The following is a 12296-nucleotide window of genomic DNA, read 5'->3' on the forward strand; positions in this document are numbered from 1 at the left end:
CAGGAGGTACAACTTTGTTCAGCAATAAAGAAGCTTTTAAGCAGGCTTTTCGAGAGCAACTGGTCGGAAGGCTGGGCAAACCGATGCAGGAGGCTCAGTCGGAAGACGTATATAAGGTTTTGGGTGGCATGATTCGTGAACAAGTCGGCAAAAATTGGGCAGAAACGAACCAAGCCTACAAAGAAGGACAAGAGAAGCAGATTTATTATTTTTCACTGGAATTTTTGATAGGTCGTCTACTGGGCAGTAATCTGCTGAATTTGGGCGTACTGGATATGGTTCGGCAGGCATTGGGTGAACTGGGCTGGGATCTGGAGGAAATTGAAGAACAGGAGGCGGACGCGGGGCTAGGTAATGGTGGTCTTGGCCGTCTGGCGGCTTGCTTCATGGACTCGCTGGCATCCCTTGGCTATGCAGGACATGGCTGCGGCATTCGATATAAATATGGTCTGTTTGAACAGCGTATTGTGGATGGCAATCAGGTTGAACTGCCGGATTACTGGCTACAGAAAGGGAATGTCTGGGAGGAACGTCGGCCTGATAAAAAGGTCGAGGTTCATTTTTGGGGAAGAGTGGAAACCCGTGAACAGGAGGGACGTCTTGTATTCGAGACCAAGGATGCTGAAACGGTCTGGGCTGTCCCTTACGATATTCCGCTGGTAGGCTATGGTCATACGCAGGTGAATACGCTGCGGATTTGGAGTGCGGAATCAGCGCTTGATCCCGTTCGAGGACCGATTCGAGGCGAGGGCGGTTATTACCGCTTTCTCGACTACAATCGATCGGTGGAATCTATCTCGGCATTTCTATATCCGGACGACTCCAATTATGAGGGAAAGCTGCTTCGCTTGAAGCAGCAGTATTTCCTGTGCTCGGCCGGATTACAAAGTATTTTGCGTACGTTTGAGAAGCTTCGTTTACCTTATAGCCAGTTGCCCAATAAAATAGCACTGCACATTAACGATACACATCCGACCCTAGTTATTCCGGAACTGATGCGTATTCTGATGGACGTAAAGGGCTTGGGCTGGGACGAAGCATGGGATATTACGACGCGAACCGTTTCATATACGAATCATACGATATTAAGTGAGGCGTTGGAACAATGGCCTGTTAATATGGTACGGGAGCTGCTTCCTCGTATTTCCTTAATTATTGAAGAAATTAACAAACGTTATTGCGCTATGCTACTGGAGCGTTATCCAGGCCAGGACATCAAAATTGGTGAAATGGCGATTATTCACGGCGAACAAATCCGTATGGCCCATTTGGCAATCGTCGGCAGCTACAGCGTTAATGGGGTGGCTGCGCTGCATACGCAAATATTAAAGGAACGAGAGATGAAGTCGTTTCACGAGCTGTACCCTGACCGTTTTAACAATAAAACAAACGGGATTGCCCACCGCCGCTGGCTGATGCACGCCAACCCGGAGCTGGCAAGCTTGTACGATGAGACCCTCGGCACACGCTGGAGGACCCGTCCAAGGGAGCTCATCGACCTGCTTCGTTACAGTGGGGACGAGTCGTTCAAAGAACGGATACAGGCGATTAAGCGAAATAATAAAGTCAGGCTCGCTGAGTATGTTTTTGCAAAACAGGGCGTGCGACTGGATACGTCCTCCATTTTTGATGTACAGGTCAAACGGTTGCATGGTTATAAGCGACAGCTGCTCAACATTTTGCATGTGATGCATCTATACAGCCAGCTTAAAAGTAATCCTGGCATGGATGTGACGCCGCGCACGTTTATTTTTGGAGCCAAAGCCGCCCCCGGTTATTTTCTCGCCAAACAGACGATCAAGCTCATTAATAACGTGGCGGACACGATCAATCGAGATGTAGATGTCAAGGACAAGCTGAAAGTCGTTTTCCTTGAAAATTATTCGGTCTCGCTGGCGGAGCTGATTATTCCTGCGGCGGATGTCAGTGAACAGATTTCCACGGCAGGCAAGGAAGCTTCAGGCACAGGCAATATGAAATTTATGATGAACGGTGCGCTCACAATAGGTACATTGGACGGAGCCAATGTTGAAATGCATGAAATGGTAGGCGATGCCAACATGTTCATTTTTGGATTGAAGGTGGATCAGATCGAGGCATATTACCGGGACGGCCAGTATTCGGCGCGCAAAACAGCCAACAGTGACGAAAGACTGCGTGAAGTGCTGGATCAACTGGTGAACGATGCTCCTTTTACGCGGCATGAACGGGAATTTGAGGCCATTTATCAATCCCTGATTGATCATAATGATGAATACTTTGTGCTCAAGGACTTCGCAGCCTATGTGGATACGCAGGTTCATATTGAACAAGTGTATCGGAATCCCTCGGAGTGGACTCGGCGTGCTATTGTCAATATGGCACACTCTGGTAAATTTTCTAGTGATTGTACGATTCAGCAATACGCGGCTGAGATTTGGGACATAGTACCTCTCCGGAACGATGTCAACAAGCGAATTCTGTCCTAAAACGGCGAAACGGGCGGAATAGCATTGCTTTTCGAACGCTGAGGGTTATAATGACAGTATAGACATAAGTAAGGATGGGAGCTGTATATACTCATTCCTGAACTTGAATTGTACTGTTGAAGGAGTCCTCCTATTGATAAAGCTCAATCCGAAAAGGCTCAAACCTCATAAATCGAAGAAGAAATATAATATGTTTCAAAATATATGGCGTGCGATTCGGCTGAATTTCATCAAGCTGTTGCGCGCCCCTGGGGGAGTTAAAAAGATCTCCTTGGGCTTCGCCATTGGCTTTGCGCTGGAGATGATTGTGATTTCCACGGCTTCTCTGGTATACCTTGTTTTTTATCCGATTGTTCGTCTCTCTGGCGGATCGCTGCCTGCGGCCATTGTGGGTAACGTTGTTGGTAAGCTGACCTTTTTGCCAATTGTACTGATGCCATTTGCGAAGCAAGTGGGGGCTTGGATTTATCCATCTCATTATCCGGTACATGTCAGGGGCGGACGACTTCACGAGCATTCTTTTATGGAGCTGTTTCACGGCAACTGGTCTGTATTCAGAGACTTGCTGCACGGAGGCTTGCACATCCTGATCGGCATGTCGATTTTCGGTGTGGTGCTGGGCATTATCTCGTATTTTGTCATTCAGGTTCTGTATAATCGTTCGCTGCACAAACGGTTGGAGAAGCGGAAGTTGCGTCATGGCACAGCATTTTCGGCGGCCAGACTGCTGAAGAATGGATAACTATGCATAAGAAAGAAGCTCTTCGAGCCTATTTATTAGGTCCGAAGGGCTTCTTTGAGTTGGGGCAAGAAAAAGCGTATGATCTCTATAAGAGCCATACGCTTTTGGCATATATTGTAACAGAATTGGCTTCATTCGCTCGAATCGTTTACAATACGTGTGCATACAACAATGGACGACAGGTTAATGTACATACAAGGAGTGATGAAGTTGCGGAAGATATGGCAAATCTACTTAACAGACTGGAGAAATGTATTCAAAGTATCGACCGGGACTTTATTAGTCATTGGTATCATTCTTTTGCCTTCCGTCTATGCATGGGTGAATTTGAAAGCGATGTGGGATCCGTATGCGAATACATCTGGGATTAAAATTGCAGTAACCAGCCAAGATCAGGGTGCAGAAGTGAATGGTAAAAAGATTAATATCGGCGATGAGGTTTTGCATAACCTTCAAAATAACAAGAAGCTGGGTTGGACTTTTGTCAATGAAGAGGAAGCACGAAAAGGTGTGTTGGATGGTGATTATTATGCCAGCCTGCTGATCCCGAAAGACTTTTCAGAGAAAATTACGAGTGTGCTGACGGAAAATCCGCAAAAGCCGGAAATTGATTACGCCGTAAATGAAAAAATTAATGCAGTAGCTCCGAAAATTACATCTTCGGGGGCAACCTCTCTGACGAACCAGATTAGCCAAAACTTTATTGAAACTGCCAGCCAGGCCGTATTGACGAAGTTGAAGGAAGCTGGAGTAAAGTTGGAGGAGGAACTCCCGACAATTCGTAACATTGAAAACCGGGTGTTGGAGCTAAATAATCGATTACCGGATATCGATAGGTTGGGCAAACAGGCCTTGGAGCTGGAGCAAAATTTGCCGAAAATTAAGGCGCAGGGACAAAAGATTATTGCATTGAAGGAGAAAATTCCTGAAATTAACCGCGCCGGTGACCTGGTGCTCAAAATTGACAAAAACATGCCTGAGCTGGACAAGGTAGCCGCTGTTATTTTAGATATCCAAAAAAGACTACCTGATATTCAAAAGGCTGGTGATCGAATTGTTGAACTGGATCAAAATTTTAGCAAGGTAGAAAGCGCACTGACCACCGCCCTAGAGGACACGCAAACGGCTCTTAAAGTTATTAATGCTGCCCAGAAGGCACTGCCAGAAGTACAGCAGATAGCGGACACAGGCAAGGACTTTACAACCGGTTTACTTGAATTTCTGGACAAAAATGAGGGTGCGCTTGATTCGATAGGTACAGTAGTTAAAGAAGATTTACAACTGGTACAACAAATTGCGAATGAGGTTTCTCAGATTACAGACATCATTCGTGGTGTGGATTTTGATCCTAAAGCAGCACTAGCTGCGGTGAATCGTGTCAGCGGTAGGCTGACAACTGCCGTGGGGGTGCTGGATCATATATCTCAATTGCTGAACCGTGTGAACGGATATTTGCCAAGTCAACCTCTGGATTCACTTATTTCCCGTGTGAGCGGGGTGGAGGATCGTTTCCGTCGTCTGAATAGCACAGTAACTAGCATTGGGGATGCCATCCAGCGCGGTGAAAAGCCTGCGCAAAATCTGCTGGATGACACTGATCGCCTTGCTGGAGAAATCAGTAGCGGAATTGACAGCATTTTGGGCAATTATGATACGGAGTATGCACCCGCCATTCAAAAGGCGCTAGATCAGATCAAATCCGTTGCCCGCAATTCTGCCAATGTGCTGACTACAGCTCAAGAGCAGCTACCGAATATTGAAAAGCTATTAAATGACGCACAGGCTGCAGCAGAATTCGGTCAGCAAGAGCTAACACGTCTCCAGCAGGATCTGCCACAATACCGTCAGAAACTGCATGAAGCGGCGACAACGATTCAGGGACGTATGGGAGAGTTTACGAATGCTGTGAACAAAGCAGCAGACTTCGTAAATAACGATTTGCCGACGGTTAAAAGTAAAATTCATCAGGCGGCAGATTTTGTGCGTAATGATTTGCCCAGAGCGGAACAACAGTTTGTCAAAATGGCTGACTTAATTGAAAATAAATTTCCTGAAGCGGAAAAAGCGGTACACCAAGTAGCCAATTTTGTAAGGACCGATCTTCCAGCTGCCGAAGATTCCATACGTCAGGCTGCAGATACCATTCGCAAGCTTAAGGGCGAAAATGCACTCGGACGCGCTATTGCATTGCTCAAGGGGGATGTGAAAAAGGAAAGTGAGTTTCTCGGCAGTCCAGTATCGTTGAAGCAGGAACGGATATACCCAATCCCTAACTATGGTTCTGCGATGTCACCTTTTTACACTACATTGTCGATTTGGGTAGGTGCGATGCTACTGGTATCAATGTTCAGGGTAGATGTGGATGACCCGGAAGGACAATTTAAAAGCTACCAAGTGTATTTCGGACGGCTGATGACATTCTCCACGATTGGTATTTTTCAGGCGCTGAGCGTATCTCTCGGTGACTTGTTCCTGCTCGGGGCGTATGTGGATGCCAAAGTAGCTTTTGTACTGTCCTCTATGCTGATCAGTCTGGTGTTTACGGCGATGACCTATACACTAGTTTCAGTGTTCGGTAATATCGGCAAGGGACTGGCAGTCATCCTACTGGTGCTTCAATTCTCCAGTTCAGGAGGGACATTCCCGATTGCGACGAGTACACCGTTCTTTCAGGCGCTGAATCCGTTTGTACCATTCACCTATGCGGTTAGTCTGTTACGAGAGACAGTAGGAGGGATGTTGCCTTCAACGGTGACACGGGATGTGGTGATGCTGTTTGTATTTATCGGTGTTTGCTTCCTGTTTGGATTGGTGTTGAAGAAGCCGCTCAGCAAGCATACGAAAAAAATGGCCGAGCGAGCAAAAGAAACGAAATTAATTCCTTGATTGTTAAAAAGAGAGTGAGTTACGGTGGATAAACGCGCTCCGCGAAGGATTTGATCTTATGATCGCTGTTGCCATGGGATTCTTTGGATTGGATAGACATGAAAAGGTAAGAATCCCGTGGCAAAGGCGAACGCTCCGCTTCTCCAGATTCAAATCCTCCGCTCTGCTGGCATCCGCCGTAAAGCCACTTTCTTTAACATTCGGCGGGTAGTACGAGGAGGTGGCCTCCGCATGTTATGCTTCGGCATGGTGCGAGAGGCTTTTTTGCATGCGCTATCCAATCTTTAAATTGCATTTGGGGGTGTTTCAAAGTGGTTTATTCTGGTGAATAAACGGAGTATGGTCTTTTTGGCATGTAATTTTGCGGAATTTTAAAATCCTTAGGCAAAGGCGGGAGGTAGTATGGAGTATTCATACTTAGGAAAGTCAGGCTTGAAGGTTAGTCGGTTATGTCTGGGGACGATGAATTTCGGACCGGAAACCGAAGAAAAGGATGCGTTTAAAATTATGGATGCCGCGCTGGATGCGGGCATTAACTTTTTTGATACGGCTAATGTATATGGCCATGACCGTAAAGGTTGGACAGAGGAAATTATCGGACGTTGGTTCCAGCAGGGCGGCGGAAGACGCGAGAAGGTCGTGTTGGCAACGAAGGTATACGGAGATATGAAAAATGAACATGACGGACCCAATGCAGGATCAGGCTTGTCTGCTTACAAAATTCGCCGCCATTTGGATGCGTCTCTGAAACGTCTGCAGACCGACCATGTAGAGCTATACCAAATGCATCACATTGACCGAAATGTGTCATGGGATGAGCTGTGGGGCGTATTCGAGTCCGTGGTGGATCGGGGACAAGTGGGTTATATCGGTTCCAGTAATTTTGCGGGCTGGCATATTGCGGTGGCGCAGGCCGAAGCGAAGGCACGGCGTTTTCTGGGGCTTGTATCCGAGCAGCATTTGTACAACCTGAATGAACGTTCCGCCGAGCTTGAAGTATTACCGGCAGCTCAGGAGCTGGGGCTGGGTGTGATCCCATGGAGCCCGTTGGCGGGCGGACTGCTGGGACGGAATGCGTTAGCAGGTACTGGTTCTCGCAGCGCACGCGCCAAGGAAAAGGTAGAGCAGAATCGTGCGAAGCTGGAGCAATTTGCAGCATTGTCCCGCGAGCTGGGTGAAAAAGAAGACGTGATTGCACTGGCTTGGGTACTGTCCCATCCGGCCGTAACGGCTCCAATTATCGGACCACGGACCTTAGAACAATTAGAGGATGCTCTACGGGTACCTGAGGTCAAATTGAGCGAAGATGTGCTTGCCAAGCTGAATGAGATTTTCCCGGGTCCGGGAAAACCTGCGCCAGAAGCCTACGCTTGGTAATAATACTTTGTGCTCGTCATAAAGCATCATTCTTTGTGAGAAATCATCGGCAAAAAGCAGCAGATCAGGAGCCTCTCTTTGATCTGCTGCTTTTTTTTGGTGCCTGATCCACACTTGAACGACCATGACAAGAATAAATATGCACTAAATGGGATCTATCTTTTTAGATATTATTGGCTGAGTGGTTTTCTTATGATGTGTTACATACATTTCAAGAGTTTCTTTACGGTTGACAAGGCAAAAGGGATGCTGTATATTACTGAAAGTTGATGTTAATAGTAATTATTACGATTTAAAAAATGAAAATGAAAAGCCGATATTCAAGGGGGCGTACCAGCGATGAATAAGAAAGCAATACCGGTAACAGTGTTGAGCGGATATTTGGGTGCAGGAAAAACAACGATTTTGAATCATGTATTAAACAATCGAGACGGAATGAAAGTGGCAGTCATCGTCAATGACATGAGTGAAGTGAATATAGATGCTGAGCTGGTTAAAAAAAAGGGCGGCTTGTCCAGAACAGAAGAGAAACTGGTCGAGTTGTCTAATGGTTGTATTTGCTGTACATTGCGTGAAGATTTATTGTTGGAGGTCAAGAAGCTGACGGAACAAGGCGAGTTTGATTATATTTTAATCGAATCTACAGGCATCAGTGAACCCGTGCCAATCGCCCAAACCTTTACGTACGCCGATGAAGGAACTGGCATTGATTTGGCTTCGCTGGCAAAACTGGATTGCATGGTGACCGTAGTTGATGCGAACCGTTTCTGGCATGATTTTGAATCAGGAGAAACGCTACTGGATCGCAGGCAGGCTACTGGAGAAGACGACACGCGTGATATCTCGGACTTACTGATTGACCAGATTGAAACCTGTGATGTATTAATTCTGAATAAGTGCGATCTGGTTCAGTCTGCGGAGCTGGACAAGCTGGAGGGTGTACTGCGGAGATTACAGCCTGAAGCCCGAATCATTCGTACTTCCAAGGGAAAGGTCGCTCCTTCCGACATTTTGAATACAGGGCTGTTCAATTTTGACAAGGCTAGTCAGTCCGCTGGATGGATTCGGGAACTGGAGCTTGAAAGCCATACACCGGAAACGGACGAATATGGGATTAATTCCTTTGTATATCGCCGTAGAAGACCATTTCATCCTGCGAGATTGGCCGAATTTATGAACTACTGGCCGGAGGAGATCGTTCGCGCCAAAGGTTTGGCCTGGATTGCCACCCCGCAGGATTGGGCAGCGAGTATTAGCCAGGCAGGACCCTCTATTCAATTTGGCCCTGCGGGAAGCTGGCTTGCTGCGTTGTCTGAAGAAGAACGGCAAGAGATCGTCGCAACGGACCCCGAGGCTCTGGACCATTGGGATGAACAATGGGGCGATCGCATGAACGAAATCGTTATGATAGGTATCGGAATGAATCGACCGGACTTGGAAGAAGAGCTAGATGAATGTCTGCTGAACGATAACGAAATGGATATGGACTGGTCCAGTTTTGAGAATCCGCTTCCTTGGCCGACATGATGAAGCTAGTTAATCCATTCAGTAATAAAGTCCATACATTTTTTAGCTGCTGGAGAAACATTTTTTAAGGAAGCGGTAGCGATACCGATAGTACGGGAATGCCTTTTGTCCAAAGGTCGAATAGAGATGTCGTAAGGAATGTGAGACAGGATCATTTCAGGAAGAATACTCACGCCTAGGCCATTCTGCACCATAGCCATAATCGCATGGTCATCTTCTAATTCATATTTGATTTTGGGTGACATGTTATGCTGTGAAAAAATGTTCCTTACATCGGTGTCACAGCCTGCAACAGGCATAATAAAAGGCTCATCTCTGAGCTGTTCTACTCGAATGGAGGCTTGCTTTCCCAGAATATGATCGGAAGGAAGTAGACAAAGCATGCTTTCTTCTTTTAGGGGCAACGCCTCTAATGTGTCTAACGTGGGTAGGTTCACAAAGCCGAAATCAGCCTCCCCACTGACTATCCAGCTCTCAATTTCATGGTAGTTCCCATCGAGCAGTTTTATCTCAATAAGAGGAAACTGCTCATTGAATTTTTTTAGAATACGGGGCAGCCAATGAATAGAGACGCTTGAAAATGTACCGATCTTTACGGTTCCGATTTCCAATCCTTTAATTAGAGCTACCTCTTGGTAGAGCTTTTCGTCCATTTGTACGATCTCTCTAAATTGCTTCATCAATCTTTCCCCGTTATTGGTCAATCTGATGCCTGAACGACCTCGGATCAGAAGAGTCAACCCTAGCTCATGTTCCAATCCAGAGATCGCATGGCTGATTGCTGATTGTGTAAGATTTAAAACTTCCCCGGCCTTTGTGAAACTTCCCATTTCAACTACGCAAAGAAAAATCTTATATTTAAACAAATTTGTGTTCACTCCTATTTTTTATGAAATATATTCATGTATCATATCAGATATATTCATTTTTTTTATTTAATATTTATGATTATAATCAAATTAGAGAAAGGTTATATATTTTTGTTTAGGAGGAACATATGAACTCAATTGCTAAAACTCCTCGGCCACCCTATTATGCGGCTATCTTTACTTCTGAACGTACGGAAGGAGATGGCGGATACGGAGTGATGGGAGACAAAATGGTGGAACTGGCTGCCGAGCAGCCTGGTTTTCTAGGTGTGGAAAGTGTTCGTGATCACAATGGAGTAGGCATCACAGTTTCCTATTGGGAGTCTCTAGACGCTATAAAAAATTGGAAACATAACGAGCTGCACAAGGTAGCGCAGGAAAAAGGGAAATCCAAGTGGTATAAAACATTTGGTTTAAGAGTGAGCAAGGTAGAACGAGATTATTTTTTTACAGTGTAAATAGGTTCAATATCGTTCTATTCATATTCAGTTCATAAACGTGGGTTATCCTCGCTATAGAAACCGTATAGGGAGGATATGAATGTGGATTATACAGACAAAAAAGAGACCTTGGCCATTGAAGCAAGGGGACTCGTTAAAACTTTTGGTGATAGGCATGCGGTTGACGGTGTCGATTTGAATGTCCATGCTGGCACGATCTATGGTGTGCTCGGTCCTAATGGAGCAGGTAAGACGACTACCATCCGAATGCTGTCAACGTTATTGCGACCTGATGGTGGGTCAGCGCGTATCTTCGGGCACGATGTAGTAAAGGAGCCGCAAGTTGTGCGTCAATTGATCGGGGTAACAGGCCAATACGCATCGGTCGATGAGTCGCTTAGCGCTACTGAGAACCTGATCATCTTCTCTAGACTGCTTGGACTGGGACGTGCCGAGGCGCGTCATAAGGCAGCGGAGCTGTTGGAGGAATTTGGCTTGGCCGAAGCAGCCAAGCGACCGTTAAAAAAATTTTCGGGAGGCATGCGCCGCCGGCTGGACTTGGCCGCCAGTCTCATTGCTAGGCCGCCGCTGATCTTCCTGGATGAGCCGACTACCGGACTAGACCCGCGCACGCGTGTCCAGATGTGGGACACGATCCGGCGTCTGGTCAAGACCGGTTCCACCGTACTCCTCACTACCCAGTACCTCGACGAGGCGGATCAACTTGCTGACCGAATCGCGGTGATCGATCATGGCCGGGTAGTCGCTGAGGGTACGGTGGATGAACTGAAAGCGGCAGTGGGGGCGTCGACTCTGCAACTCAAAGTGCAAAATCAACAGGACATTGAGAGAGCTGTTCAGATCGTTGAACAGGTGCTTTCAGTCAAGTCCAGCGTGTCAGTGGAAGCTGGAAAGATTATTTCTCCGATGGCCAATGCAGATCGGGTAACGGACCTGCTGATTGCCCTCCGTACTGGAGAGATTCGTCTAGCAGAAATGAGTGTGCAAAAGCCGACGCTTGACGAGGTGTTTTTGTCCATCACTGGTCATGGGGCACAAGTAGACGAGCAGCAGACGTCTCAAGGAGCACATGCTGTGGAGGGGGCGAGAGCATGAAGAGCACTACGGTTATGACAGGTTCTGATCGCACATTGAAGAAGTCTGTGAGTTTCAGACAGGTGTTCTTCAATTCCATGACGATGGCCTACCGGGGCATTCTGAAGATCCGGCATACTCCCGAGCAATTGTTTGATGTCACGCTCCAGCCGATCATTTTCACCCTTATGTTTACCTATATCTTTGGCGGCGCTATCTCAGGAGACGTGCAGCATTATTTGCCGGTTATTATTCCAGGCATCCTCGTGCAGACTGTGATCTCGACCTCCGTCGTTACTGGCGTCCAACTACGTGAGGATATGGACAAAGGAGTGTTCGACAGGTTCAAGTCACTCCCAATCGCACGTATTGCGCCTTTGGCTGGAGCTCTGCTGGCTGACAGTATCCGGTATACTATTGCGACTGTACTTACCTTCGCCATGGGGTATATTTTGGGGTATCAGCCAGAGGGAGGACTGCTGAGTGTCGCTATCGCCGCGCTTTTGGTCATCGTGTGTTCCTGGGCAGTCAGTTGGATTTTCGCCTTCTTTGGCGTGATTGCCCGCACTGCTTCCAGTGTACAGGGCATTTCCATGATTGTTCTGTTTCCGCTCACTTTTGTTTCCAACGCATTTGTACCTGTGGACACAATGCCTGGTTGGCTACAGTGGTTTGTGAACGTCAACCCGATTTCACATCTTGTGAACGCAGTCAGGGAGCTTGCGAATACGGGAACGATTGGCGGGGAACTGGCGATCTCCCTGCTTGGCGCTACAGTCATTGTGGCGATCTTCGCGCCGCTTACGGTGCGTGCTTATATGCGTAAAGCATAAGATGGCGGTCTTCTTGACGAGGACGAGAGATTTAAGGCAGAGCTAGTTAGGGGGGGATT

At 47.0% G+C, this 12296-nt stretch carries 9 protein-coding genes; 8 read left to right on the forward strand and 1 reads right to left on the reverse strand.

Annotation, left to right across the window (positions count from 1 at the left end):
- Window positions 1–14 precede the first annotated feature (14 nt).
- From NSQ68_RS11030 to NSQ68_RS11050, 5 genes are all read left to right on the forward strand, one after another.
- The gene (locus NSQ68_RS11030; RefSeq protein WP_342428822.1) at window positions 15–2468 is read left to right on the forward strand and encodes a glycogen/starch/alpha-glucan phosphorylase; all 2454 of its coding nucleotides are present in this window, start codon (window positions 15–17) and stop codon (window positions 2466–2468) included.
- 190 nt (window positions 2469–2658) lie between these two features.
- Complete coding sequence (locus tag NSQ68_RS11035) at window positions 2659–3210, forward strand: DUF2062 domain-containing protein (protein WP_307350150.1); 552 nt, start codon at window positions 2659–2661, stop codon at window positions 3208–3210.
- Between the two features lie 210 nt (window positions 3211–3420).
- Window positions 3421–6096 carry a YhgE/Pip domain-containing protein gene (locus NSQ68_RS11040; RefSeq protein WP_342428823.1) on the forward strand — a complete coding sequence of 892 codons (2676 nt, stop codon included), beginning with the start codon at window positions 3421–3423 and terminating at the stop codon, window positions 6094–6096.
- Window positions 6097–6498: 402 nt separating this feature from the next.
- Window positions 6499–7473 carry an aldo/keto reductase gene (locus NSQ68_RS11045; protein WP_307350153.1) on the forward strand — a complete coding sequence of 325 codons (975 nt, stop codon included), beginning with the start codon at window positions 6499–6501 and terminating at the stop codon, window positions 7471–7473.
- Between the two features lie 339 nt (window positions 7474–7812).
- A complete protein-coding gene (locus tag NSQ68_RS11050; RefSeq protein WP_342428824.1) occupies window positions 7813–9000 on the forward strand; it encodes a GTP-binding protein in 1188 nt (395 codons plus the stop codon).
- A gap of 5 nt (window positions 9001–9005) precedes the next feature.
- On the opposite strand, the gene NSQ68_RS11055 is transcribed toward NSQ68_RS11050, so the two are convergent.
- Window positions 9006–9866, reverse strand: a complete 861-nt coding sequence (locus tag NSQ68_RS11055; protein ID WP_342428825.1) for a LysR substrate-binding domain-containing protein — start codon at window positions 9864–9866, stop codon at window positions 9006–9008.
- Window positions 9867–9997: 131 nt separating this feature from the next.
- Between NSQ68_RS11055 and NSQ68_RS11060 the strand changes: the two genes are divergently transcribed.
- From NSQ68_RS11060 to NSQ68_RS11070, 3 genes are all read left to right on the forward strand, one after another.
- Window positions 9998–10327, forward strand: a complete 330-nt coding sequence (locus tag NSQ68_RS11060) for an antibiotic biosynthesis monooxygenase (RefSeq protein ID WP_342428826.1) — start codon at window positions 9998–10000, stop codon at window positions 10325–10327.
- Window positions 10328–10405: 78 nt separating this feature from the next.
- Window positions 10406–11425 (forward strand): ATP-binding cassette domain-containing protein, encoded by a 1020-nt coding sequence (locus NSQ68_RS11065; protein WP_342428827.1) that lies wholly within the window; start codon window positions 10406–10408, stop codon window positions 11423–11425.
- The gene (locus NSQ68_RS11070; protein WP_342428828.1) at window positions 11422–12237 is read left to right on the forward strand and encodes an ABC transporter permease; all 816 of its coding nucleotides are present in this window, start codon (window positions 11422–11424) and stop codon (window positions 12235–12237) included. Before NSQ68_RS11065 ends, NSQ68_RS11070 begins: the two co-directional genes overlap by 4 nt.
- Window positions 12238–12296: the final 59 nt, after the last annotated feature.

Origin of the sequence: Paenibacillus sp. FSL L8-0158 (assembly GCF_038592965.1) — a bacterium.
GTDB lineage: Bacteria > Bacillota > Bacilli > Paenibacillales > Paenibacillaceae > Paenibacillus > Paenibacillus polymyxa_D.